Source organism: Nitrospirota bacterium, from assembly GCA_026387665.1.
In the GTDB taxonomy this organism is placed as follows: Bacteria; Nitrospirota; Nitrospiria; order Nitrospirales; family Nitrospiraceae; genus Palsa-1315.
In genome coordinates, this window is the sequence record JAPLLG010000007.1 from 372,097 (window position 1) to 396,802 (window position 24,706).

At 60.5% G+C, this 24,706-nt stretch carries 24 protein-coding genes; 1 reads left to right on the forward strand and 23 read right to left on the reverse strand.

What is annotated here, in order from left to right:
• Positions 1–2 precede the first annotated feature (2 nt).
• The 7 genes from NT179_06090 to NT179_06120 form a co-directional block, all read right to left on the reverse strand.
• Positions 3–773 carry a 50S ribosomal protein L25 gene (locus tag NT179_06090; protein ID MCX5721585.1) on the reverse strand — a complete coding sequence of 257 codons (771 nt, stop codon included), beginning with the start codon at positions 771–773 and terminating at the stop codon, positions 3–5.
• A 50-nt stretch (positions 774–823) separates the two neighbouring features.
• Complete coding sequence (locus NT179_06095; protein ID MCX5721586.1) at positions 824–1,765, reverse strand: ribose-phosphate pyrophosphokinase; 942 nt, start codon at positions 1,763–1,765, stop codon at positions 824–826.
• Positions 1,766–1,953: 188 nt separating this feature from the next.
• On the reverse strand, positions 1,954–2,877 hold the full coding sequence (gene ispE / locus NT179_06100) for a 4-(cytidine 5'-diphospho)-2-C-methyl-D-erythritol kinase (GenBank protein MCX5721587.1): 924 nt from the start codon (positions 2,875–2,877) through the stop codon (positions 1,954–1,956).
• On the reverse strand, positions 2,870–4,255 hold the full coding sequence (locus NT179_06105) for a sigma-54 dependent transcriptional regulator (protein MCX5721588.1): 1,386 nt from the start codon (positions 4,253–4,255) through the stop codon (positions 2,870–2,872). Before NT179_06105 ends, ispE begins: the two co-directional genes overlap by 8 nt.
• Positions 4,240–5,904 carry an ATP-binding protein gene (locus tag NT179_06110; protein ID MCX5721589.1) on the reverse strand — a complete coding sequence of 555 codons (1,665 nt, stop codon included), beginning with the start codon at positions 5,902–5,904 and terminating at the stop codon, positions 4,240–4,242. The genes NT179_06105 and NT179_06110 overlap by 16 nt, the downstream gene beginning before the upstream one ends.
• 145 nt (positions 5,905–6,049) lie before the next feature.
• Positions 6,050–7,267, reverse strand: coding sequence for a type II secretion system F family protein (locus NT179_06115; GenBank protein ID MCX5721590.1), 1,218 nt, complete (start codon positions 7,265–7,267; stop codon positions 6,050–6,052).
• A 153-nt stretch (positions 7,268–7,420) separates the two neighbouring features.
• Positions 7,421–7,957: a CDP-alcohol phosphatidyltransferase family protein gene (locus tag NT179_06120; GenBank protein ID MCX5721591.1), complete on the reverse strand. Its 537-nt coding sequence runs from the start codon at positions 7,955–7,957 to the stop codon at positions 7,421–7,423.
• Between the two features lie 141 nt (positions 7,958–8,098).
• On the opposite strand from NT179_06120, the gene NT179_06125 reads away from it, so the two are divergent.
• The gene (locus NT179_06125) at positions 8,099–8,416 is read left to right on the forward strand and encodes a hypothetical protein (protein MCX5721592.1); all 318 of its coding nucleotides are present in this window, start codon (positions 8,099–8,101) and stop codon (positions 8,414–8,416) included.
• 196 nt (positions 8,417–8,612) lie between these two features.
• On the opposite strand, the gene NT179_06130 is transcribed toward NT179_06125, so the two are convergent.
• The 16 genes from NT179_06130 to mraY form a co-directional block, all read right to left on the reverse strand.
• A complete protein-coding gene (locus tag NT179_06130) occupies positions 8,613–9,737 on the reverse strand; it encodes a serine hydrolase (protein MCX5721593.1) in 1,125 nt (374 codons plus the stop codon).
• Between the two features lie 106 nt (positions 9,738–9,843).
• The gene (locus NT179_06135) at positions 9,844–10,356 is read right to left on the reverse strand and encodes a DivIVA domain-containing protein (protein MCX5721594.1); all 513 of its coding nucleotides are present in this window, start codon (positions 10,354–10,356) and stop codon (positions 9,844–9,846) included.
• 19 nt (positions 10,357–10,375) lie between these two features.
• Entirely contained in the window at positions 10,376–10,672 is a 297-nt protein-coding gene (locus tag NT179_06140; GenBank protein ID MCX5721595.1) for a YggT family protein, read from the reverse strand.
• Positions 10,672–11,490: a pyrroline-5-carboxylate reductase gene (gene proC / locus NT179_06145; protein MCX5721596.1), complete on the reverse strand. Its 819-nt coding sequence runs from the start codon at positions 11,488–11,490 to the stop codon at positions 10,672–10,674. Before proC ends, NT179_06140 begins: the two co-directional genes overlap by 1 nt.
• Positions 11,483–12,193, reverse strand: a complete 711-nt coding sequence (locus NT179_06150) for a YggS family pyridoxal phosphate-dependent enzyme (protein ID MCX5721597.1) — start codon at positions 12,191–12,193, stop codon at positions 11,483–11,485. The genes proC and NT179_06150 overlap by 8 nt, the downstream gene beginning before the upstream one ends.
• Positions 12,194–12,292: 99 nt before the next feature.
• Complete coding sequence (pgeF, locus tag NT179_06155; protein MCX5721598.1) at positions 12,293–13,027, reverse strand: peptidoglycan editing factor PgeF; 735 nt, start codon at positions 13,025–13,027, stop codon at positions 12,293–12,295.
• A gap of 45 nt (positions 13,028–13,072) precedes the next feature.
• Positions 13,073–14,266: a cell division protein FtsZ gene (gene ftsZ / locus NT179_06160; GenBank protein ID MCX5721599.1), complete on the reverse strand. Its 1,194-nt coding sequence runs from the start codon at positions 14,264–14,266 to the stop codon at positions 13,073–13,075.
• A gap of 54 nt (positions 14,267–14,320) precedes the next feature.
• Positions 14,321–15,565, reverse strand: coding sequence for a cell division protein FtsA (ftsA, locus tag NT179_06165; protein MCX5721600.1), 1,245 nt, complete (start codon positions 15,563–15,565; stop codon positions 14,321–14,323).
• Positions 15,562–16,431 (reverse strand): FtsQ-type POTRA domain-containing protein, encoded by an 870-nt coding sequence (locus NT179_06170; protein MCX5721601.1) that lies wholly within the window; start codon positions 16,429–16,431, stop codon positions 15,562–15,564. The genes ftsA and NT179_06170 overlap by 4 nt, the downstream gene beginning before the upstream one ends.
• On the reverse strand, positions 16,428–17,429 hold the full coding sequence (locus NT179_06175; protein ID MCX5721602.1) for a D-alanine--D-alanine ligase: 1,002 nt from the start codon (positions 17,427–17,429) through the stop codon (positions 16,428–16,430). Before NT179_06175 ends, NT179_06170 begins: the two co-directional genes overlap by 4 nt.
• 4 nt (positions 17,430–17,433) lie before the next feature.
• A complete protein-coding gene (murB, locus tag NT179_06180; protein ID MCX5721603.1) occupies positions 17,434–18,384 on the reverse strand; it encodes a UDP-N-acetylmuramate dehydrogenase in 951 nt (316 codons plus the stop codon).
• A gap of 4 nt (positions 18,385–18,388) precedes the next feature.
• Entirely contained in the window at positions 18,389–19,780 is a 1,392-nt protein-coding gene (gene murC / locus NT179_06185; GenBank protein ID MCX5721604.1) for a UDP-N-acetylmuramate--L-alanine ligase, read from the reverse strand.
• Between the two features lie 67 nt (positions 19,781–19,847).
• Positions 19,848–20,966 carry an undecaprenyldiphospho-muramoylpentapeptide beta-N-acetylglucosaminyltransferase gene (gene murG, locus NT179_06190; protein MCX5721605.1) on the reverse strand — a complete coding sequence of 373 codons (1,119 nt, stop codon included), beginning with the start codon at positions 20,964–20,966 and terminating at the stop codon, positions 19,848–19,850.
• Positions 20,963–22,159, reverse strand: coding sequence for a putative lipid II flippase FtsW (ftsW, locus tag NT179_06195; GenBank protein MCX5721606.1), 1,197 nt, complete (start codon positions 22,157–22,159; stop codon positions 20,963–20,965). The genes murG and ftsW overlap by 4 nt, the downstream gene beginning before the upstream one ends.
• Positions 22,160–22,191: 32 nt before the next feature.
• Positions 22,192–23,583, reverse strand: coding sequence for a UDP-N-acetylmuramoyl-L-alanine--D-glutamate ligase (murD, locus tag NT179_06200; GenBank protein MCX5721607.1), 1,392 nt, complete (start codon positions 23,581–23,583; stop codon positions 22,192–22,194).
• Between the two features lie 22 nt (positions 23,584–23,605).
• Positions 23,606–24,682 carry a phospho-N-acetylmuramoyl-pentapeptide-transferase gene (mraY, locus tag NT179_06205; protein ID MCX5721608.1) on the reverse strand — a complete coding sequence of 359 codons (1,077 nt, stop codon included), beginning with the start codon at positions 24,680–24,682 and terminating at the stop codon, positions 23,606–23,608.
• Positions 24,683–24,706: the final 24 nt, after the last annotated feature.

Sequence of the window (24,706 nt, forward strand, 5' to 3'; positions counted from 1 at the left end):
TGTTACTTCTTCTTTTCGGTTTCTTTCTTCTCAGCTTTTGGTGCAGCAGCGCCCTTTTTGTCGCCGCCCTTGGCATCGGCAGCCGCGCCAGCCTTCGCCGCATCGCCACCAGCCGCGCCTTCAACTTTGCCCTTCGCGGCCACTTCAGGCTCTTTCCCGCCCTCCGCACCGGCTACGCCGCTCGCAAGGAGCGACTCCAGCTTGGCTTCCGTGATCGGCGCCGCCACGCTCACCACCATCTGCTCAGGATCGTCGAGATAGCGGATCCCTTCGTGCACGACCACATCTTTCAGGTGGAGACCCTGAGAAATGTTGAGACCCGACGCATCGACTTCGATGAAGTCCGGCAACACATCCGGCAGACATTCAATATGCAACTCACGCATATTGTGGTGCAGGATACCGCCTTCCTTGACGCCGGCCGGCACGCCGCCGGTCAAATGCAGGGGTACCTTGACGCGAATCGGCTTATTCATCGAAATTTCGAACAAATCCGCATGCAGGACGTTGCCCTCGACCGGATCGACCTGAAAATCGCGCAAGAGCGCGGTCCGTTTCGGTTTGGACTTCGCGCCGGTCAACGTGAGCGACACGAGCGCGGACCCTCCAGACTGGGCCTTCAAAATCTTGACCAAGCTATCCGGCTCAATCGTCAACATCAGGCATTCGCCCTGCCCGTACAACACGCCGGGGATCTTGCCTTCCCGCCGAAGCTGGCGCGCCGCACCTTTGCCCGTTGTTTCTCTTACTGTGACTGCTAGTTCAAATTTCATGGTACTCCTCCGTCCCCTTCTCGCTAATCTTCAGATGCTGTGATCTCGAGCTAGGCAAACAATGAACTGACCGACTCATCTTCATGGATACGCCGGATCGCTTCACCCAAGAGTGGCGCGACCGATAATTGATGCAACTTCGGACAGATCTTTTCCTTGCCCCGCAATGGAATCGAATTGGTGACGATCACCTGCTTCAGGCAGGACTGCTGAATCCGGTCCAACGCCGGCCCGGTCAGCACGGCATGGGTGCACGCGGTCCAGACTTCCCGCGCCCCTTTATCGAGACAGGCCTGCGCCCCCTTCACGATGGTGCCGGCCGTGTCGATCATGTCGTCCAACAAAAGCGCGCTCTTGCCCGCGACGTCGCCGATGATATTCATCACCTGCGTCTGGTTGGGTCCTTCACGCCGCTTGTCGATAATGGCCAAATTCGCTTGAAGCCGTTTCGCAAATGCTCTGGCTCGTTCCACGCCACCGGCATCCGGAGACACCACCACCAGATCACTGACCTTTTGCTTGGTAATGTAATCCAGCAAGACCGGAAGCGCGTAGAGATGGTCCACCGGGATATTGAAGAATCCCTGAATCTGCCCCGCATGGAGGTCCATCGTGAGGACACGGTCCGTGCCAGCCGTGCTGATCAGATCAGCCACGAGCTTCGCTGAAATAGGCACCCGCGGCTGGTCCTTGCGATCCTGCCGGGCATAGCCGAAATAGGGGATGACTGCGGTGATGCGGTTCGCGGAAGACCGTTTGAGCGCGTCAATGATGATCAACAACTCCATCAGGGAGTCATTGACCGGCTGACAGCTGGACTGCACGACGAAGACGTCGGCGCCGCGCACGTTTTCCTCGATCTTGACGCGAATCTCACCGTCACTAAATGACGCAACCGTGGCCTCGCCGAGCTTTATCCCGAGATAGGCGCAAATCTCATGGGCCAGGGCCGGATTCGCATTACCGGAGAATATCTTGATCTCTCGACTCATTGATTTCCCAGATGGTCCTTTGGATGCAACTGCTAAGATTCTGATTTCGTTGCGTGGTTCGTCTCGACGGCGGACATTCGGCAGGCGCAACAGCACTGCTCGCCTACCCCTCTGAACTGCGCGCTATTGAGGAAGCCAACTAAGGGGTCAGACTGTAACGGAATGCACGGAAGGTTGTCAACCGAGGCCTATCGCGGAGGCCCCTCCTGCACGAGGAGTGGACCGGAACAGGTCGGGACGACAAACAAGGCCATTCCCTGCTCACCCGCAAACGTGGCGTGAGCCAGACGCGCGGCCGCTTCATCCGCAAAGACCCCGAACACCGTCGCCCCGCTTCCGGATAACAACGCAATCTCAGCCCCTTGCGCCTGCAGGTGCTGCTTAATCTCCCTGAGCTTCCCATGCGCAGCAAAGACCGGGGACTCGAAGTCATTCGCGGCTGCGGCAGCCAATTGCGGCCAACTCACCCGTGCCTGCCGGTCGAGCTCGTGCTGGATCTGGGATAAAGACGTGACTCCGGTCCTGGCAGCCGCCAATTCCTGGTAGGCCCACTTGGTATTGACCCCGAACCCTGGGTTGACCAACAGGACCCAGCGAACCCCTTCAACCACGACTGGACGAACCGTTTCGCCCCGACCGGCCACAAATGCCGAGGGAGCAAAGAGAAAGAAGGGCACATCGCTCCCCAGCGCTTGCCCGACATCAGCCATCTCCAGCGACGACCAGCCCAACCGCAACAGGCGGTTCAATCCGATAATCGTCGCGGCGGCATCGCTACTCCCCCCACCCAGACCCGCGCCCATGGGAATGCGCTTCCGCAGTGCAATGTCGAGACCGATCGATTGCCGGGCTCGCGCCAAGACCGCGGCGGCGGCGCGATAGACGAGATTGCTCTGATCCGCCGCCAACTGCACGGCATCGCAGCTCAAATGGATGCCAGGCCGGTCGGGACAGAGCCTGATCCGCACCTCGTCTTCGAGCCCGACCGTCTGCATGATCGACCAGAGATTGTGGAACCCGTCGGGACGGCGGTCGAGAACACGGAGGATGACATTGATTTTGGCCGGAGCGAAAACGGTGAGCTCCGAGGAACGCAGTGGCGGATTAATCACGGCCTCCCTTGATCGCATACTTCTCTAATCGATAGCGGAGCGATCGCGTATTGAGCTTGAGGAGCCTGGCGGCCTTTTTCTTGACCCAGCTGGTCCGCTCGAGCGCCTGCAAGAGCAAATCTTTTTCAATGCCGTTAATCAGCCCTTCCAAATCCACCCCAGCCTCCGGCAGATCCGTCGGGACCCCATGCGGCTGTGGCGCAACCACCGGCGGATGGAGCCAGCCGCGAATATCGGCATCCGACACGGGCGCCCCGGCGGAAAACGCGACCACCCGCTCGATCAAGTTTTCGAGCTCCCGCACGTTGCCGCGCCACTCATGGCCCAAGAGCACGTGCATCGCCTCCGGCGTCAAGACCGGGGCCGGCTTGCCGCTTTCCTGAGAAAACTTCTCCAGGAAATGTTTGGCCAGCAACGGGATATCTCCGGTTCGAAGCCGCAAGGGCGGAAGCCTGATCGGGATGACATCCAGCCGGTAGTATAAATCCTCACGGAAGGAGCCATCGGCCACCGCCTTCTCAAGATCCTTATTGGTCGCAGCCACGATACGCACATCCACCTTCACGTCCTGTGTTCCTCCCACACGACGGAACTCCCGCTCCTGAATGACGCGCAACAGCTTCACTTGAATCGTCGGGGTGGTATCGCCGATTTCATCCAGGAACACGGTGCCGCCATTGGCGACCTCGAACAAGCCGGCTTTATTGGCCATCGCGCCGGTAAAGGAGCCCTTCATATGGCCGAAAAGCTCGCTTTCGAGCAGGGTCTCCGGCACCGCGCTGCAATTCACCGCCACAAACGGCATGGGGCTCCTGGCGCTGTTGTAGTGAATCGCCCGCGCCACCAGCTCCTTGCCGGTCCCGCTCTCCCCGCAAATCAGCACATTGCTCTTGGCGTCTGCGACCTTGCGCACCACGTCGAACACCTTCTGGATCGCCTCGCTCTGGCCGATGATTTGCGCAAACGACGATTGGCTCGCCATTTCGCGCTTCAAAAGAATATTTTCCGTCGAGAGCCGTCGCTTCTCCAGCGCGTTGCGAATGATCAACTGCACTTCATCGATCTGAAACGGCTTGGTCAGGTAGTCGTAGGCGCCCTGCTTCATTGCATCGACCGCCGAATCCGCGCTCGCATACGCCGTGATGACGAGCACCACGGTTTCAGGAGACGACGACTTCACCGCCTTCAGCACCGCCATGCCGTCGGCTTTCGGCATACGGAGGTCGGTGATCACGAGATCGAAAATCTCCCGGCTCACATACCCGATGGCCTCTTCGCCGTCCGAGGCTTCGGTCACGGCATAGCCCGCGCGCGTGAGCATGATGTTCAAGACCTCGCGCAGACCTTTTTCGTCGTCGACGACTAGGATCTTTTCCACGGCGTTCGTCCCTCATGCCACAACCGCACCCCGGCAGCGCCGGACCGCGGCATACATACCACAAACCGCGAGCCATGCCCCGCCCGGCTATCGACCTTGATCCAGCCCCCATGCAGATCGACGATGCGATGCACGGCGGCGAGACCCAGCCCCGAGCCTTCTTTCTTCGTCGTAAAAAACGGAAGAAAGATTTTATCGAGATTCTGTTTGGGAATACCTTCCCCGGTGTCGTGAAACGCAATTTCGATGACGTCGCTCTTGCGGCCCGCGATATCAATGTGGCGGCAGCTCGTCGAGATCGTCAACTGCCCGCCTTCCGGCATCGCCTCAAAGGCGTTCGTGGCCATATTCCAGAAGACCTGGCGGAGCTGATTCTGATCAACCTGCGCCGCCAGCGCCTCGGCAGCCAATGTCGTCACAATTTTGATGTTCGAACGGGCGCGCGCTTCATGTTGAACGAGATCGAGTGTCTCAGCAAGCACTTTATTGAGGTCATGCTCGGCGAGATTGAGCGCCGGCGGGCGCGCGTACTGGAGGAATTCGGCAATGATGTTGTCGAGTCTGGTCGCCTCCCGAATGGCGATGTCCATCAGCCGGCCATTGGTTTCGTCTCCCGTGGCATCCCGCCGGAGCATTTGCATCGCACCAGCCAGCGCGCCAAGAGGATTCCTGATTTCATGGGCCATCCCGGCCGACATCTCGCCTAAACTCGCCAGCCAATCCTTGCGCCGCATCTCCTCTTCCAAATCCCGAATCTGCGTCAAGTCTTTGAATACGCCGACCAACCCGGTCTGCGCCCCCTGCCCATGCAAAGGGGACAGGGTCAGACCGAGGATCAGGCGATTGCCGTCCGCCCTCGTACATTCCACTTCAAACCGTGTCGTCGTCAGCAAGGCGTCGCCGAGCGACTCGTCTGATTCCTGATCCGGGTGCCAGTTGAAGATCTCGCGCCAGGGACGGCCTGCCACTTGCGCAATCGTGTAGCCGGTGGCTTCCTCTGCCGCCGGATTGAACGAGGTAATGCAGCCCGTGGCATCTGCCGTAAACACGCCGCTGCTGATGCTGCGAACGATATTTTCGTGAAAGACTTGGAGCCGGCTCAGCCCCTGCTCCTTCTCCCGCAACGATTGGTCCGCCTGCTGCAGCTGGTCCGCCAAGGTGCCGCCAAGAATCCCGACGACCAGAAGGGCGAGTGCATAGATGCCGAAGGTTTGAAAGGTTTCAGGCGCCGCCAGCCGGCTCGGCATCATCCACCCCCACCCCTCCACCAGACCATAGAGCTGAACGTTCGTTAAGAGCCCGAACAGAATGATGCCGAAACAGGCGGCCAGCAGCCCCACCCGCCGGCGGGGGACTAGGCTGGCCACCGCCACAGTCATGACATAGAGCACCGCAAAGGGACTCTCGACTCCTCCGGTCCTGGCCACCAGCACCGTCTCAAGGAGAAAATCGATCCCGACCTGCACCCAGAAAAATATCGTCAGGACGAGTGGGGCGGTCAGGGCACGGAGCAGAAAGACGGAGGGGATCGTCAGCAGATAGGTCGCAATGATCAGGGCGTAGAACGTGTCGATCCGCCCGCCCTTCACAACCTGGAAAGCGAGGGACAGGCCGAGCATCAGGGTCACCAGGGCCATCCGAAGCCCCATGAGCCAATACAGCCTTATGCGCAAATCATTCATGAGTGGAAGACCGCGGTGGAAGAAGGAAGAGCCCTGAAGCGAGACAGGCCCCCTCGCTCCCCGAAGACAAGGGATCGGGCCTTTCAGGCAGGGAGCGAAACCGCACGCCGACCTAGCCGATGGCAGAAGCCATTTTGAAGATCGGGAGATACATCGCGATCACGATAAATCCAATGACAATTCCCAAGAACACCATCATCGCCGGCTCCAGCAATGAGGTCAGAGAAGCCACAGCCTGATCCACTTCGTCTTCGTAAAAATCTGCGATTTTCCCCAACATGCTGTCCAACGCGCCGGTCGACTCGCCGACGGCGATCATATGCGTCACCATCTTCGGGAAGACCCCGCTGGCGGCCAAGGGATCGGCGATCGTCTTACCCCCGCTGATACTGATGCGGGCGCTGAACAGGGTCTCTTCAATCACCTTATTCCCCGCGGTCTTGGCACAGATAGTCAAGCCATCCAGCAACGGCACACCGCTACCAAGGAGGGTTCCCAGGGTCCTGGTGAACTTGGCGACCGAAGCTTTCCGGATTAAATCTCCAACCACCGGCAGCTTGAGCAGCAACGTATCGATGACCTTCCGCCCTTGAGCGGTCGCATAGTATTTCTTCACCCCCACAACCGTCCCCACAATGGCCCCAAGAATGACGTACCAGTACGCGATGAAAAAATTGCTGGTATCGATGACCACTTGCGTCGGACCGGGCAGAGCCATTTTCCCATTCGACAGCTCCAGGAACATCTTGGCAAAGATGGGAATGACGAACAACATGAGCACCGTGATCACAATCACCGCCACGCCCATAATCGACGCGGGATAAATCATGGCAGACTTGATCTGCCCTTTCAGCTTCATCGCCTTTTCAATGTATTTGGCGAGACGCGTCAAGATCGTGTCGAGTAGACCTCCGACTTCGCCCGCATGCACCAAGTTGACGTAGAGATCGTCGAAGACTTTCGGGTGGCGCCGCAAGGCGTCAGAAAAGGTCGAACCGGCTTCCACCTGATTCTTCACTTCCCCGATCGTCTCTCGCAGCACTTTATTCTCAGATTGGGTCGAGAGGATTTCGAGACACTGCACCAAAGGCAGACCGGCGTTGATCATCGTGCCGAATTGTCGCGTAAAGACGACCAGATCTTTATCGGTAAGGCCGGACCCGAAACTGATCTTGAATCCGCCGGCGCCGCCTTTCTTCTCTTCGAGGCTAGTAACGACGACACTTTGCTTGCGAAGCTGGTCCACCGCCTCATCGCGGGTTTTTGCGCTCAGCTCGCCCTTTTTGGAAGCGCCTGACCTGGTTCGCCCGACATACGCAAAGGTCGCCATATGCAACACTCGCCCTTCGATGCAGCCGCCCCGGCCGGTTGTAGAGAGGGAAATACCTGTCAGGCGAGTCTACGGGCCACCAGAAAACCTGTCAAACAAATGCAGAATTTTTGCGCAGGGAGCCAGACACGCGGGCTCACACACGGCAACACCTTAGCTAGTGGTCGCACTCGTGTGCCGATAGCCCCGGTAGAGGTAATGCAGCCCGGACATGAGAGTAAAGGAGACCATGCAGAACAACAGCGGCGGCATGACGGCGGGATTGACGTGATGGGAACTCAGGAATATCACCATCACGATATAGGATAGCTGGAGCAGCGTCGTGCCCTTGCCCAGGAACGTGGGGGTAATATCCACATGAGAATCCGTGACGTGCGCCACCGCCGTTCCCAGCATCAAGATCACATCCCGGCTGACCACGAGGATGGTGACCCACGAGGGGATCAAATGAATCAACGAGAGCGTGATAAATCCGGACGTGAGGAGCAGCTTGTCGGCCAAGGGATCCAACACAGCCCCCAGCTTCGTATGCTGATTCGTGATGCGGGCGATCGCCCCATCGAGCGCATCGGTGATGCCCGCCACAATCAGCACGATCAACGCCTGATCGAACCGGCCGTAGACCAACAACCCGACGTAGCAGGGAATCAGGAGGATCCGGAGGATGGTCAAACTGTTGGGGATATTCATATTTTCCGGAACATATCCTCTGCCGTAGCGGGGGGGAATGATAGGAGGGCGCTACACGGATGTCAACGGCTTGCAGTCGGCAGGGCCTCTCCCTATAATCGGAGCCCTGGGCCATTCCACTTGCCTGTCATGGAGGTCGTGATGAGTTCGCTGCCCCTGCTCTTCAAAAAAGAAGGTCTCGTCGAAAAGCACCAGGTTGAAGGAGTCGATCCGAGCGACCGGTATTTCAATCGCGCCGTCCTCGTCAATCGAACCCCCTCCGGCTACGCCGCCAAGACGATGTATGAAGCCCTGACGGTCGAAGGGCACTCGCATCCGACCATCGGCGCTGCCGTACAGGAACTCATCGGAGCGATGCAGGGATTCGGCTTTAGCAAACTGAGAACCCGCGCCAACTTCAAAGGCACGAAGTATCTCGCCGAAAAAGAAACCTGGGTCGATTATCAAGACCTGGCGTAACCCCTGATTATCCCGGCAAGCCCAGGCATACCAGCGCTTCACTGGCCCACACGCCTCACACAACAGAACAACCGCTCGCAGGACGCTCAAAAAGGCCGTCAGCAAGGCCGCAGGCGAGTCGAAACCGGAGGCGTACCCTCAGGGTACGTTGAGGATTTCGATGAGCCGAGAACGAGGCTGACGGATTTTTTCAGCGTCATGCCCTCGCCACAAACTCCCTGTACACGAGATCGTGAATGAGCGGGCGGAAAATCTTAATCTTCTCGTTCTTCCGGCTGGGGTGGACCCGGTTGGAGAGCAGCACCACTTCCAATTCTGACAGTGGATCGATCCACAGCGACGTCCCGGTATAGCCGAGATGCCCGAACGACTGCTCGGAAAAATAGGCTCCAGAAGAGGACGGAGCAGACGGAGTATCCCATCCCAAGGCCCAACTGGATTGGAAGGCCGATGTTTGACGCGCTGTAAACTGCCTGACCAACGCGCCATCCAGCATCGACTCTTTCCCGTGATAGGCGCTGAGCCAGGCCCCTGACACAGCCAGCACAGACTCGGCGGTCCCGAATAGTCCTGCATGGCCCGCAACCCCGCCCATCGCCCCAGCATTTTCGTCATGCACCTCGCCGCGCAATAGCCGCTGGCGCCTCTCGTCCCGCTCAGTCGGAGCAATTCTTGCCACATCGATGGGAACTTGCCCGTTCCTTGTTACGGGGAAAAATAACAATGGATCGGCTCCCAGCGGCCTTGCGATCGTTTCTTCACACCAGCGGTCCAAGGCCATTCCACTGAGACGCTCCACCAACAAGCCCAGCAGGATAAACCCAAGGTCGCTGTAGAGACTTCGCTCGCCCCGTTCGTAGATCAACGGTTCGTCACGAATCAGCTCCAGCATTGCCGACTTGATGGACTGATTGCCGCCAACCTCTCCAGGAACCAGACCCCGCGCTTCAAGCCTCTCATACAACGGCCGCCAGCCCGGCAAGCCTGAGCGATGGGCCAGAAGATCCCGCACCGTCGCCTGCCCGATCGGCGCCCCTTCCAACTCTGCAAAGATCTGTTGCAGGGAGTCATCGAGCGCAATCTTTCCGCGCTGAGTCAGGAGCAAGAGCGAGGTGACCGTCACCAGCGGCTTCGTGAGAGAGGCCAAGTCATAGATCGTGGACGCTTGCACGGGAAGGCCGGGAGGCTCCGACGACAATCGTCCTGCCACCAGCAGACATTGCAGCTTGCCACGCAGACGCACCGCCAATTGGGCGCCGGGAAAGACCCCCTCATCGATGGCCGATTGCAAGGCCGCTGCAATATGTTGTGGAGTAGCCATAGGCACGACAACCAGTTATCGGTGGGGAAATCTGCTGGCGGCGGGCGGCGCGAAGCGCACAGGGGAACGCATCAGCGAAGGGGGAGCGGCGGCCGGGTCGAACCCATCACAAGGCCGGTCGAGACTCTCCCGCCAACTTGTTCTCCGATGCGGTCGCGGCGTCATGAAACGCTTCCTGCTCTTCCACTTCCAACATCCGCTCGAACATCCGCAGCGACGCGCGCAACCGTTCGACCATGAGCAACCGCTGTTTCTGGAGCGCCGACAGATCCCGCTGTGTATCAGTCAGATCGACTCTGGCCTGACGGATCAATTCGCCGGCCTTCAGCTCGGCCTCCTTGACGACCAGGTCCGCCTCGCGCTGCGCATTCCGCTTCAAATCCTCCGCCAGCGACTGCGCCGACAAGAGCGTGCTCGACAGGGTCGATTCCGTCCGCTTCAGCTCGGCAAGCTGCTGCTCCAGCGACAGGATCCGTTCTCGCTGGACCGTACAGTCCAGGTTCAACGATTCGACCGTCTGCGCCAGCTCTTCAAGAAAGCGATTGACCTCGTCCTTGTCGTACCCGCGAAAGCCGACCCTGAAGACCATTTGCTGAATATCGAGCGGTGTAATTCTCATGGCATCCCCCCTGGTCATCTCAGTTCATCCTCAGGGCCAATTCCTTGAGTGATTGCACAACTGCGATCTGCAAAAACGTAATGATCAGAATCACGATGATCGGCGATAGATCGATCCCCATGCGCCAGCCGACCCATCCACGAATCGGCGCCAAGACCGGCTCGGTCGCGCGATCGAGAAATTGCACGATGGGATTCCAGGGGTCCGGGTTGACCCAGGAGATCAGGGCTCGCGCGATGATCACCCACATATAGAGCCACAACACATAATCGAGAATCGTCGCAATCGCCGTGATGACATTCCCTGCAACAAACATCAGTATCCCAGCTCCTTCGATCGTATCGTCGCCGCTTCGACGGCCGCCATCAACGTCGCCCGGAAGCTCCCCTGTTCAAGTTGATACAGCCCGGCAATGGTGGTGCCTCCTGGTGAGGCCACCCGATCTTTGAGTTGCGCGGGATGCACTCCCGACTCTAACACCAGCCGGGCCGCGCCGAGCACGGTTTGGGCGGCAAGCAGTTCGGCCGTCTGCCGCGGGAGCCCCATCTGGACGCCCCCGTCAGCCAGGGCCTCAATGGCAAGAAACACATAGGCCGGGCCGCTGCCGCTCAATCCTGTCACAGCATCCATCAATCGTTCTTCGACCAACACTACCCGTCCGACCGCTTCGAATACCGTCCGAGCCAATCGACTGTCCTCTTCAGAGACCGCGCTGCCCAAGGCCAGGGCGGTCATCCCCTCCCGAACCAAGGCCGGAGTATTCGGCATGGCCCGCACGACCCTCATCGCCCCGCCCATCTGTTCCGCGATGGTCTTGATCGTCACGCCCGCCACAATCGAAATCACCAGGGACTGGGCCAGGGCCGGGCCCAGCTCGCTCAACACAGCAGGAAGCGTCTGGGGCTTCACCGCCAAGACCACCACATCGGCCCAGGCGATCGCCTCACGGTTGGCAGAGCCGACCCGAACGCCGAACTGGCTTTTCAAGTGATCGCAACGCGCAGTAACCGGATCGGTCGCCCAGATCGACTCGGCAGGGCAGAGCTGGCCCGCAAGCAGACCGCCGATCAAGGCCTCGGCCATCTGGCCGCCCCCGATAAATGCAATCTTGTTGGTGATCGTTGAATTAGACATGCCTTGCTCCAAATATCGCCGTACCGACCCGAACCATCGTGGCTCCCTCTTCGACTGCCACGGGATAATCGCTCGACATGCCCATCGACAATTCCTTCAATGAGACTGTGCTGATCCCTTGGCGCGAGAGACGCTCGGCCAACTCCCGTAAACGACGGAAGGAGGAACGGGCCTGCTCCGGCTCGCTGACCGGAGGAGGAATCGCCATAAGTCCCCTGACTTCCACGTGGGACAGAGCCCCCACTTGCGGCAACAGACGCACAAGTTCGTCTGGCTGAAAGCCCGACTTCGTCGGCTCCCCTTCAAGATTCACTTCCAGCAACACCGCTTGCCTGATCCCTGCTTCCTGCGCCCGTTTATCGATCTCCTCCGCCAGTTCGAGACTATCGACCGAATGGATCAAGTCGAAGACCCCCACGACCGACCGGACCTTGCGCCGCTGCAAATGACCGATAAAATGCCACTGGATCGGCAGTCCCCGCAACGCCTCGATTTTGGGAAGCGCCTCCTGGAGGCGGTTCTCACCGAGGATCGTCAATCCCGCCGCGATGCCCTCGCGGATCTGCTCCAGCCCCACCGATTTCGTCGCCGCGACGAGGCGCACGCTCCCTTCGGGCCGTCCGGATCGCTGCGTCGCATGCCGGATCTGCTCGAACACGTCCCGAACATTCTCGCTGATTGCGCCGCCAGCCCGTAAATCCATTGCATCTGATCAGCCACAGCTGAATTCCCGTTTTGCAAAAAGTCCTCGGGCATTCTACCGAAACCGCCCGTCAAATGTCAGGGCAGACGCGGCTGGCGGCTATTTGCCGGAGACCAGCGTAATGCCGCTGACCATCGTCCCCTTCACCGCACCTTCCCGCCGATAGGAATAGAAGAGTTCCCCATGGCAGATCGTGCAGAGATTCACTGACGAGACCGAGGGGGCAGACACGCCCTCTTCCTCCACTTGCCGGCGGATCAGAGCCTTGAGATCCAACCGCGCCTGATGCCCCTGATAGTCCCGCAGCACCGATTCCCACTTCGGCAATCCCGCTCGCAGTTGTTCAAGCACCGGCTCGTCCACTTCATAACAACAGGGACCGGCGGAGGGGCCGATACTGATGCGCAGATCCGAACTCGTCGAGCCGAACCGAGCCGCCATCAACGCGATCGTCTTCGGAACAATTCCAGCGACGGCGCCACGCCAGCCTGCATGAATCGCCGCCACCACACGCCGGCGCGGGTCATGCACGAGCACTGGGACGCAATCGGCGGTCCGCACCGCCACCGTCACGCCTGGCTGGTCGGTCACCAACGCATCCCACCCGCCGGGGAACTGGTCGGAGTCGGTCAGCGGCCGATCCACCACCAGGGCATCGGTCCCATGCACCTGCTTGACGGACAACAGCCAGCCGCGCCCCTTCGCCCCGGACTGACGGGCGGGCACTCCAACCGCGAGAGCCAACGAGTCGGCATGGCGGCGCGTGCCGAAAAAATGCCGGATTCCGTCCCGCGCGGACGCAAAGGCAGGAACCGTAATGACCGCTGCACTCATGGCCATACTCCGTTCACAGGACTCACCCGTGGGAAACCGGCCGGCTTAGTCGACCTGCTTGCGCAAAAATGTCGGGACGTCCCACTCATCGTCCGCCACCACGGCCACTCGCTCCATCGATTCCCGCGAATCGCTCATCCGCCGCAAAAATGTCGGGCGGTCGAGATCTTTGCTCGTCCGGTCAGAAACCCGCTCTCCCGTCTGGGCGCCGGTACCGGCCATGACTTGCTGTCCGGTGCGTGCCGTCCGCGGCATGATCACGGGCATCGGCGCGGGCAGCTCTTCCCGCTCAAATCCTGTGGCAATCACTGTCACAACCAGGTCGTCGCCCATATCGGGATTGATCACCTGTCCGACGATGATGTTGGCTTCCGGATCGGCTGTCTGCTGGACGATCATGGCCGCTTCCTCGATCTCGTGCAGCGACATGTTCGGTCCGCCGGTGATGTTCAGCAACACCCCGCGCGCTCCCTCGACACTGCCTTCCTCCAGCAAGGGACTGCAGATCGCTTTCTGCGCCGCCTCAATCGCCCGGTTCGTCCCGCGCGCGACGCCCATGCCCATCACAGCCCGGCCCGTATGGGACATCACGGTGCGCACATCGGCAAAGTCCACGTTCACATGGCCGGTCGTCGTGATCACGTCCGCAATTCCCTGGATCGCCTGGCGAAGGACGTCATCGGCCACCTTAAAGGCTTCGAGCAGCGGCGTGGATTTATCCACGATGCCCAGCAAGCGCTGATTCGGAATCACGAGCAGGGTATCCACATGGCGGCGAAGATCGCGAATCCCTTCATCCGCATGCAGCATCCGGCGATGGCCTTCGTAGGAAAACGGCTTGGTCACGACCCCGACCGTCAGGATCCCGAGTTCGCGCGCGATGCTCGCCACGATCGGCGCCGCGCCGGTCCCGGTCCCGCCGCCCATGCCCGCCGTCACGAACACCATGTCGGCGCCTTCGAGACATTCCCGGATCTGATCTTTGCTTTCCAGCGCCGAATCTTTCCCGACTTCCGGCTTCGCCCCGGCCCCGAGCCCCCTGGTCCGATCAGGACCCAATTGCACCTTATAAGAAGCCCGCGACCGATCCAACGCCTGCAGATCGGTATTCGCCGCAATGAAATCGACCCGCGCCAATCCGGACAGGATCATCGTATTGATGGCGTTACAGCCGGCGCCACCGACACCGATCACTTTGATCCGGACAGGGGAGACCACATCCTCTTCGAATGAAAACATTGGGACACCTCCCTTGATAAAATACGCGGAACGGCCTGCCGTCTCGCCTCACGGTTAAAAGAACTCGAACATCCAAGACTTCATACGATCAAACGCCTTACTCAACGGCCGCCTGCCGCGCAGCCCCGCCGTGGCCATCTCCTGGGCATGGTGCCTGGCATGGAGCAGCAGACCGACTCCCGTGGCATGCATGGGATTACTGGCGATCTCGCGCAGGCCGCCGATCCCGGATGGCGCGCCGCGGCGGGCGGGAAGATTCAAGACCTTCTCTGCCGCATCGGGCATCCCTTCCAGCAACGACGTGCCCCCGGTAATCACCACCCCGGCCCCCAACATGCCCTCGTAGCCGGCGCGCGCGATTTCCCGGCGGACCAGCTCGAATATTTCTTCGACCCGCGGCTCAAGAATCTCGGCCACGTCACGGCGCGAAAAGGTCCTGACAGGGCGATCCCCGACCGACGGCACTTCCACCGTCTCATGGCCCTGCACCAATTCTGTCCGGGCAATCCCGTACTGCAACTTGATCTTCTCCGCCTCGGTCTGCGTGGTCAGCAACCCGATCGCGAGATCCTTCGTCAAATTCTGCCCGCCGATCGGCAACACCGCGGAATGTCTGATGCTCCCATCGAGGAAAATCGCGAGATCGGTCGTCCCGCCGCCGAGATCGACCATCACGACGCCCAGATCCCGCTCTTCCAGGCTCAACACCGCTTCACTGGAGGCCAAGGGCTGCAGCACGATATCCACGACATCCAACCCCGCGCGATTGACGCACTTGATGATGTTCTGCGCAGAGGTCACGGCGCCGGTAATCACATGCACGTTGACCTCAAGGCGGTTGCCGGACAGCCCCAAGGGCTCCCGCACCCCCTCTTGCCCGTCCACCGTGAATTCGCGCGGCAGGACATGGAGGATCCGCCGCTCGTGAGGGATGACCGCCAGCGTCCGCGCGCTCTCGATGGCCCGCTGGATATCCTCCCGCGTCACCTCCGACTTTTTAAGCGCCACCACGCCCTTGCAGTTCTCCGCGGAGATGTGACTGCCCGCAATCCCGGTATAGACGGAGTTGATCTGAACCGCCGCCATGAGTTCCGCTTCCTCGACCGCTTTCTTGATCGATTCGACGGTGCTCTCGATATCAACCACGACACCTTTACGGAGACCGCGAGACGGACTGGTTCCGACCCCGATGATGTTGAGGGTCCCCTCATCGGTCACCTCCGAAACTATGGCGCAGATCTTCGTGGTCCCGATATCCAACCCCACAAGAATCTGATCACGCTTCGGCACAGCCCTCACCCCCTTTCACGCACAATGACACGGTTGTCGTAACGCAAATCGATCTCGCTTGCCTCCCGCTTCCGCCCGTCGAATGCCACAGCCCTGAACGATGGCTTCACTTTCTGGAACCGCTCCCACTGCCCGACCAAGGAGTCGTTGCCGAACTGGAAGCGCACCCCGTCGGTCGACGCCACCACATTCGACGGATTCGCGAGATCCACTTCGACCCGCCCCTCGATCGTATTGGCGATCAGCTTAGCCAGCACGACCCCGGACTGCACCGCATTGCGAGCGCGTGGATCGCCCAGCAGCAGGGCCTTCGATTCCAGTCCGACCAATAGGGGCAGTGTAGGATCATCCTGGCTGCCCAGCTTGGCCAGGAGGTGCCCGTTCTCATCGCTCAGCCAATGATCGACGCCTGTGCGAATGATCGCAGTCGGCGTGCGCTCTAAGATGGTCACATGCAGCACATGCGGCAGCCTGCGTTCAACCGCCGCGTCTTTGATCCAGGAATGCGTCCTCACTCGCTCAGCCAGAAAGGTGACGCTGACCTGATGGAGCCCCATGCCAGGCTTCAAGGCCAGCAACTCCTCCACTTCCGGCTTCGTCACATGGTGGATCCCCTCCACCTCGACCGACTGGATTTCCAGCCACTCCTGGAGCACCGGCCCCATCTCTCTAGTCACAAAGGTCAATCCCCAGGCCAGCGCTGCCAGACCGATAATCCATTGTCCTATCCGCAGCGCCCGGCGGCCCCGCGAGAATAATTTTTCCCGACGCGCCTGTTGCCGTTGATCGGCGGCCTGACTGGCGCGCGCGCCCTTCCATTGATTCAGCCGCGGGCCAGCGTTGCGCGCCGACCGCTTCCGCATGAACAGCTTCATGACGTGGCTCCTTCCCCCGACGAACGGTCCAGACGCGCGAGCGCCGACTCCAGAATCCGTTCGGTCAGTTCGTCGTACTCGATCGTGGCCTTCGCCGCCGCCATCGGCAGCAAACTCGTCTCCGTCATGCCAGGCGCCGTATTGATCTCCAAGACGAACGGACGGCCGCGCGGCGTGATGCGGAAATCGACCCGGGCCGCCCCTTCACAGCCCAGCACCTCATAGGTGCGCAAGGCCAGCGCCCGAATCTGCTTGGTCACCGCCGCAGACAAGGGCGCGGGACAGAGATACTGGGTTTTTCCCTTTTCATACTTCGCCGCAAAATCGTAGAACCCGCCAGGCGCCACGATCTCCACAGCTGGTAGCACCAAGGGGGCCGCATGGCGCCGTCCGATGATCGAGACCGTGACCTCATGCCCGGGAATATAGGCTTCGACCATCGCATCCGTATCGTACCGATGGGCCAAGGCCAGCGCCTCGCGCCATTGCGACGGCTTCCGCACAATCGTGACGCCAATGGTGGATCCTTGCGAGGCAGGCTTCACGACCACGGGCCAGCGCAACTTCGCCGGCCGCAAGAGGGCGGCGCTGGAGACGGTCTTCCCTCGCTTCACGACCGTGCCGGCCGGCACAGGAATATGCGCCACAGCCAGGAGCGTTTTCGTCGTCACTTTATGCATGCCGATCGCGCTGGCCTGGACGCCGGAGCCGGTGTAGGGAATGCCCAGCGTTTCCAGGAATCCTTGAATCGCGCCATCTTCCCCGCCCGGTCCATGCAAGGCGAGAAAGGCCACCGCAATCTTCTGTTCGCGCAAATCCTGAAAGAGCGTCGGGCCGACATCGATGGCCACCGCATCGTAACCGCGACGCACCAGCGACCGATGCACGGCGGCGCCGGTCCGGAGCGAGACTTCGCGCTCCGCCGATTGCCCGCCCATCAGCACCCCGATGCGGGCGCGGGTCAGCAGGGGTCGCGTTGTCGAACGAAGGTCGCTCATAGCGCTACGTCTCTCCTACGATTTTCAGTTCAAGGTCCAACCGCACGCCGGCCCGCCGGCGAATGGCGCTGCGGACCTTTCCGATCAGGGCAATCACGTCCGCGGCGCGCGCCTGCCCCCGGTTCACCATGAAGTTGGCATGTTTCGTCGAGACTTCCGCATCGCCCACGCGAGCGCCCTTGAGGCCCACAGTCTCGATCAGTCGGCCAGCAGAATCGTTCGGAGGATTCTTGAACACACAGCCGGCGCTTGGCATCGCGAGCGGCTGCGTATCCCGCCGATAATGGAGATAGTCCTTGACCACTTTTTCAATCTCCGACCGGACTCCCTGCTTCAATTGAAGCCAGACCCCCACGACGATGCCGCGCGGCAACCGCGCCCGGCGATACTCGAACGGAATCTGGCCCGCCTCCAGGTCCACGATCTGGCCTTTCAGATTCACCATGCGAACCGCCTTGACGGCATCCTTCATCTCCCCGAGCTTCGTGCCGGCATTCATCACCACACAACCGGCCACCGTTCCGGGAATGCCCGCCGCCCATTCCAACCCCGCAAGGGAATGTTTGATGGCGTAGCCGATCAACGTCGGCATCCCCACTCCCCCTTCGGCATAGAGAACGTGGCCCGGTTCTTCCTTGATGGCCCGCAGCCGCACCAGGCTGACCACGATGCCGCGGATGCCCCCGTCCCGGATGAGCAGATTCGTTCCGCCCACGACGAACAGAGGGACCTTACGTGCGCGCGCCTGCTGGACCACCAGACAGACATCCTCAATATCAAGCGGTTCCACCACAACATCTGCAGGCCCTCCGATCTTGAATGAGGTATACTCTCGCAACGGAGCCTGGAAGAACACAGGGCCCCGGAGACCTGCCACAGCGGCCCGCACATCCGCCTGCGTGAATCGCGCAGACTGTCTCGCTGCTGTCGTGGCACGCGTCCCACCTCGTTTCATGGCATCATGCGGGAGGGGTCAAACGGGCCAAGAGTCCTGGCCCCGTCTTCCAAATATCCCCAGCCCCCAAGGTAATGACGAGATCCCCCGATTTCAGATGGGGCAAGACCTGCTCCACCAGCTGGTCTTTCTGTTCCACAAAGGTCACGGAGGGATGACCTGCCGCACGAACGATCTCGGCCAGCTTGGCTCCGGACACCCCCGGAATCGGCTGCTCGCCTGCCGCATAAATTTCCGTCAGAAACAGCACGTCCGATTGCGCGAAGGCCTTGGCAAAATCCTCCAGCAGATCGCGCGTCCTGGTATAGCGATGGGGCTGGAACACCACCACCAACCGCCGGTCTCCCCAGCCTTGTTTCGCAGCGGACAGGGTCGCCTTGATCTCCGTCGGATGGTGCCCGTAATCGTCCACGACCATGATCCCGTTGACTTCCCCTCGCAGATGGAAGCGCCGCTCCACTCCCGTGTAGGCCGCCAGCGCCTTTCGAATCAGGTCCACCGGCACATCCAACTCGACCCCGATCGCAATCGCCACGAGCGCATTGGAAACATTGTGTCGGCCCGGCACCGCCAGGCGGAACGGGCCCAGGTTGCGCCCGCGGAACTGCGCCCGGAACTCCGCGCCCCATTGGTTCAAGCTGATGTCCGTCGCAAAGAAATCCGGCGTGACTCCATCTGGTTCACTGAGCCCATAGGTCTGATAGCGTTTCACGATCTTCGGAAACAACGCCCTCAGCCGATCGTCGTCCGCGCACAATACGGATAATCCGTAGAAGGGCACCTTATTGATGAATTCGAGGAAACATTCGTTGATGCGCTCCATGCTGCCGTAATGTTCGAGATGTTCCCGGTCGAGATTCGTAACGGCGGCGATGGTCGGAGACAGACGGAGGAACGACCCGTCGCTCTCGTCCGCTTCCGCCACGAGAAGATCGCCCCGGCCAAGACGGGCATGACTCCCCAGCGCATTCACCTTGCCCCCGATCACCATGGTGGGATCCAAGCCCCCCTGCGCCAGCACATTGGCCACCATCGACGTCGTCGTGGTCTTCCCGTGGGCGCCGGCAATGGCAACGCCGAATTTCAACCGCATCAGCTCCGCCAGCATTTCGGCCCGCGGAATCACGGGAATCTGTTTGGCCTTGGCCGCCACCACCTCGGGGTTCTGGGCCGACACGGCGGAGGAGATGACCACCACTTGCGCTTCCCCCACATTCGACTCCTGATGGCCGACAAAGATGCGACCGCCAAGCTCTTCCAATCGCCGCGTCGTATCGGACGCCTGCAAATCTGAGCCCGTCACTTTATAACCCAGGGTCAGCAGCACCTCGGCGATGCCACTCATCCCCGAGCCCCCGATGCCAACTAGATGAATCTGTTGCGTCTTGCGAAACATGGTCGCGCGCCTTACTCCACCGACCGGTGGATATGAAGATTGCCCCTGACGACGTTGCTCTGCACCATTAGACTCCCGCCTCTCTACCAGACCGGTCGACATCATGATGGCCCTCCATGAGTGCGTAGCATTCGCGGACGATGACCTCCGCCGCGTCGGTTCGTCTCATCGCTAGACTGGCAGCGCCCATCGCCTGCACTCGCGCTGGATCCCCGAGAATATCCGCCACCGCGCGAGCCAACGTAGAACCAGTGAGCGCCGCTTGCGGAAGCACGACGGCGGCCCCTGCCGCCTCCATCACCTTGGCATTCTGCATCTGATGGTTATAGATGGCGGACGGCAGCGGGATCAGGATGGCTGGCTTGCCACATGTCGTCAGTTCCGCCACTGTCATGGCTCCGGCTCGCGCCACCACGAGGTCCGCCTGCCGTAACTCGGCAGGCATGTCATAAAGGAATGGGGTCACCTGAGCGGAGATGCCGGCGCGACGATAGGCCTCAGCCACCCGCGCCTGGTCGGACTCGCCGGTCTGATGGGTTACGGTAAACTGTGGCAACTGCGTCATCAATTCTGGCAATCCTTCTATCACCGCCGTATTAATCGCCTTCGCCCCCTGGCTCCCGCCGAAAATCAACAGATGGAACGGCTTCCGGTTTTCCTGGCTCTGCTGCGCGAAGTCCAGAAAGGTCTTGCGAATCGGAATCCCCGTCACCCGCACCTTGGACCGCGTGAACGACGCGGCCGCTGACTCGAATCCGAGAAACACCAATTGCGCGAAGGGGCCCACCGCTTTATTCGCCATACCGGGCCGTGCATTCGGCTCAAGAATCACGCGTGGCACCCCCGTCAAGGCTGCGGCTAACAGCACCATTGGACTGGTATAGCCGCCGATCCCGATCACCAGATCCGCCCGTCTCGTTCGCAGAATCTTCAAACACTGCCACAAACTTTTCGGCAGGACGCACAGTCCCCTCACCGCCCCGAATAGCCCCTTGCCCATCACCGGCTGGGCACTGATCAGAGCCAGCTCGAATCCCTCATGGGCCAGCACCTTCGATTCGAGTCCCCGCGAGGTCCCCACGAAGAGCACCTGGGTTGCGGGGTCGCGCCGGAGAAACTCTCGCGCCAACGCCACAGCCGGATAGAGATGACCACCGGTTCCCCCTGCTGCAATGACGATCGTCATTCGTGATCCGATCCACCCCGTCCACCTCGCGAGCCGCCCGCATGCCGGTCGCGAGAAATGCTGAGCAAGATCCCCACACCGATCAAACTGACCACAAGCGACGACCCCCCGTAACTGACGAACGGCAAGGTCAGCCCCTTCGTCGGCAAGAGCCCTGTCACCACCGCCGCATTCACCAAGGCCTGACCGCCGATCAAGAGGGTAATGCCCATGCCCAGATGCCGGCCGAACGGCACCCGCGCGCGCGCGGCGATCTGAAAGCCCCGCCAGACGAACACCGCAAAGAGCAGGATCACGGTGACGGTCCCCACGAGCCCCAGTTCTTCTCCCACCAACGACAACACAAAATCCGTATGAGCCTCCGGGAGGAAGTAGAGCTTCTGCTTGCCCTCGCCCAACCCCACTCCGAAGGACCCGCCGCTGCCGAACGCCAGAAAGGACTGAGTAATTTGAAACCCGGCAGCCGACGCTTCCTTCCAGGGAGCCAGAAAAGTCATAAGCCGTTGCCGCCGGTAACTGGACCCGAGGACCAGCACCATGACGACCGGAATAGCGCAGAGAGCCAGCGTCAACAGATGGGAAAGACGCGCCCCGGCGAGGAAACAAAGCCCGATCGTCACCAGCCCGATCACCACGACCGTCCCAAGATCCGGTTCGAGCAAGACCAGCCCGCTCAGCACGCCCAACACGATCAAGGCCGGCAGCAGACCCTCGCGAAACGACGCGATCTTGTCCCCTTTTCTGGTCAGATAGGCCGCCATATAAATGACCACCACCAGCTTGATCATTTCCGCCGGCTGCATCGAGATCGGCCCCAACCGCAACCAGCGCCGCGCCCCCTTGGCCGCCACACCCAGCCCCGGCACCAGCACCATGATCAGCAGCAGCAGCATGCAGAGCAACATCGGAATGGAGAGCTTCTTCCACAGCGTGTAATCGATGCGCGACGTGAGATGCATCAAGAGAAAGCCGAAGGCGAGCCAGGCGATCTGCCGCTTCAGGAAAAACCCTGAATCGTGAAACCGGTTGCCCGCCACAATGGCGCTCGCGCTGAACACCATGACCAGGCCCACCAGGGCCAGGGTCATGGTAACCGCCAACAGCGTGTGGTCCGCCGCCACCCGCTGCTTGCCCGATCGTTGGCTGGTCTGGGACCATGGAAGCGCCAGGGTCCCTGCTGATCGATGCGCCATTGCTCAGAACCGCCCCTCCCTTGCCTGGCACGTCACGCCGGTAACGCATGAACCAATGTCTTAAATTGACGACCACGGTCTTGATAGTCCGCGAACATATCGAAGCTGGCGCAGCAAGGAGACAACAACACGACATCGCCGGACGCAGCCCCCTGCGCCGCGCAATCCACGGCCTCCTGCAAGCTGGCCGCGTCGGTCATCGTGGCGACCCCCTCCCAGGCCCGTCGCAACAAAGGCGCCGCTTCTCCGATCAGAATCACGCGCTTGACCCTCCGGCCGACCGCCTGAGCCAGCCGCGAAAAGTCGCCGCCCTTATCCCGTCCGCCGGCAATGAGCCAAATCGGTTGATCGATACTCTCCAGCGCCTTGAGCGTGGCATCGACATTCGTGCCCTTCGAATCGTTCACGAATCGGACCCCCCGCCGCTCACGGACAATCTCCAACGCATGTTCGAGTCCGGGAAAGGTCGCGAGGACTCGCCGAATCACCTCAAGGGGACAGCCGCACAACACCGCATAGGTCACGGCCGCCATGACGTTCTGCACATTGTGATTGCCGATGATGCGGATCTCGCTCCTGCGACAAATCTCCTGCCGAACTCCTGTGACCGTTGTCACGATCCGGTCTCCTTCGAGATAGGTTCCCCCGGACAGATCGGCCCCGATCGTAGACCCACTCGTAAATCCCAGCCGCTGTGCGGACACACGATGCCGCAACGGGGCCACACGGTCATCGTCGAGGTTGAACAGGGCGAAATCCGACGAGGTTTGATTCTCGAAGATCCGCTGTTTCGCCGCGACATAATCGTCCAGCGACTCATACCGGTCCTGATGATCCACCGTCACATTGAGCAGGGCAGCGACCCAGGGATGGAATCGGTCGATCGTTTCCAGCTGGAAACTGGAGACCTCCACGACCAGATAATCGTAGGGACTTGGCTTCTCCTCTTGCTGGGCGCGAAAATCTTCCAGCGCCGCCTCGCTCAAGGCCGTGCCGAGATTGCCGCCGACAAATGCCCGCTTGCTGCTCTCGGCCAGAAACTTACCGATCAAGGTCACAGTCGTGCTCTTGCCGTTGGTGCCGGTGATGGCCAGAATCGGACTTCGAATAAATTGCGAGGCCAACTCCAATTCGCCGATCACCTTCACCCCACGCCGACGCGCTGCTTCGAGCGAGGCCAAGCGATAGGGCACTCCCGGGCTGATCACCACCAGCTCCGCCTCATCCAGCGACGATTCGTACCGAGCCCCGACGGTCACGCCGACGTGATCGCGATCGATGGAACCGAGGATCGACGTCAGTTCCGCCGGTTCCTTCCGGTCTGCCACCGTGACCTGGGCCCCCGCAGCCTGGAGCAGGCGGCAAGCAGCCACGCCACTTCTGGCCAGTCCCATCACTGTGACTTTGGCTCCCGCAAGTTTCACTGTGGCGACTCCCACCATGCCATCACCGGAGCTTTAAGGTACTCAAACTCAACAAGGCCAACAGAATGGCGATGATCCACAAACGCACCACGACCTTCGGCTCCTCCCATCCCTTCATCTCAAAGTGATGATGGATCGGCGCCATGAGGAAAATCCGCTTCCCGCGCGACTTGAACGACACGACCTGGAAAATGACCGAGACCGCTTCGATCACAAATACCCCGCCGACCATGAGGAGCAGCAGCTCGTGTTTGCTGATCACCGCGACTGTCCCCAGCGCCGCCCCCAGCGGAAGCGACCCGACGTCTCCCATGAACACGGTCGCCGGATAGGAATTGAACCAGAGGAATCCCAGACTCGCCCCCAGGATGGAGGCGGTGAAGACCGCCAGTTCGCCCGCTCCCTCGATGTGTTGAATGAGCAGATAGTCAGACATCACGCGATGGCCGACGATATAGGCTACGATCGTATAGGCCAGGGCCGCGATCATGACCGGTCCGATCGCCAATCCATCGAGGCCGTCGGTCAGATTGACGGCGTTGGAGCTCCCGACAATGACCAGGACGGCAAAGGCGATATAAAACCAGCCGAGATCCGGAACGAAATTCTTGAAGAAGGGAATGCTGAGCTTGGTCGTATAGCCAGGCAGGAAATAGAGAGCGACCGCGATCGCCAAGGCCAGCACGATTTGCGCCGTAAATTTCTGCCCCGCGGTGAGCCCCTTCGACTGCGCCTTGACGAACTTGAGATAGTCGTCCACAAATCCGATCGCCCCGAACCCCACCGTGGCGGCGAGCACCAGCCAGACATAGGCCCGCGAGATATCGGCCCAGAGAAGCGTCGAGATGACCACCGCAAAAATGATGAGCACACCTCCCATGGTGGGCGTGCCGCTCTTGGCCAGATGGCTCTTGGGACCGTCATCGCGGATCTGCTGGCCCAGCTTAATTTCCTGCAACTTCCGGATCACCCAGGGCGCCAGGACGAAGGCAATCAAAAATGCCGTCACGGCCGCATAGATGATGCGGAAGCTCAAATACCGAAAGACGTTCAGGAACGAATATTCGGTATGAAACGGATAGAGCCAGTTATAAAACATGCCGTCTATACCTCAACCAAAATG

Coding starts and splice junctions, on each gene's coding strand:
- NT179_06120 (MCX5721591.1), bottom strand. CDS start 7,957: ATGAATATCCCCAACAGTTTGACCATCCTCCGGATCCTCCTGATTCCC.
- ftsZ (MCX5721599.1), bottom strand. CDS start 14,266: ATGTTTTCATTCGAAGAGGATGTGGTCTCCCCTGTCCGGATCAAAGTG.
- NT179_06110 (MCX5721589.1), bottom strand. CDS start 5,904: ATGGGGCTTCGGATGGCCCTGGTGACCCTGATGCTCGGCCTGTCCCTC.
- mraY (MCX5721608.1), bottom strand. CDS start 24,682: ATGTTTTATAACTGGCTCTATCCGTTTCATACCGAATATTCGTTCCTG.
- murB (MCX5721603.1), bottom strand. CDS start 18,384: ATGAAACGAGGTGGGACGCGTGCCACGACAGCAGCGAGACAGTCTGCG.
- ftsW (MCX5721606.1), bottom strand. CDS start 22,159: ATGGCGCATCGATCAGCAGGGACCCTGGCGCTTCCATGGTCCCAGACC.
- NT179_06140 (MCX5721595.1), bottom strand. CDS start 10,672: ATGTTTGTTGCAGGGAATGTCATCACGGCGATTGCGACGATTCTCGAT.
- murG (MCX5721605.1), bottom strand. CDS start 20,966: ATGACGATCGTCATTGCAGCAGGGGGAACCGGTGGTCATCTCTATCCG.
- NT179_06170 (MCX5721601.1), bottom strand. CDS start 16,431: ATGAAGCTGTTCATGCGGAAGCGGTCGGCGCGCAACGCTGGCCCGCGG.
- NT179_06150 (MCX5721597.1), bottom strand. CDS start 12,193: ATGGATTTACGGGCTGGCGGCGCAATCAGCGAGAATGTTCGGGACGTG.
- proC (MCX5721596.1), bottom strand. CDS start 11,490: ATGTCTAATTCAACGATCACCAACAAGATTGCATTTATCGGGGGCGGC.
- murC (MCX5721604.1), bottom strand. CDS start 19,780: ATGTTTCGCAAGACGCAACAGATTCATCTAGTTGGCATCGGGGGCTCG.
- NT179_06115 (MCX5721590.1), bottom strand. CDS start 7,267: ATGGCGACCTTTGCGTATGTCGGGCGAACCAGGTCAGGCGCTTCCAAA.
- NT179_06125 (MCX5721592.1), top strand. CDS start 8,099: ATGAGTTCGCTGCCCCTGCTCTTCAAAAAAGAAGGTCTCGTCGAAAAG.
- pgeF (MCX5721598.1), bottom strand. CDS start 13,027: ATGAGTGCAGCGGTCATTACGGTTCCTGCCTTTGCGTCCGCGCGGGAC.
- NT179_06095 (MCX5721586.1), bottom strand. CDS start 1,765: ATGAGTCGAGAGATCAAGATATTCTCCGGTAATGCGAATCCGGCCCTG.
- NT179_06175 (MCX5721602.1), bottom strand. CDS start 17,429: ATGAGCGACCTTCGTTCGACAACGCGACCCCTGCTGACCCGCGCCCGC.
- NT179_06130 (MCX5721593.1), bottom strand. CDS start 9,737: ATGGCTACTCCACAACATATTGCAGCGGCCTTGCAATCGGCCATCGAT.
- NT179_06090 (MCX5721585.1), bottom strand. CDS start 773: ATGAAATTTGAACTAGCAGTCACAGTAAGAGAAACAACGGGCAAAGGT.
- NT179_06135 (MCX5721594.1), bottom strand. CDS start 10,356: ATGAGAATTACACCGCTCGATATTCAGCAAATGGTCTTCAGGGTCGGC.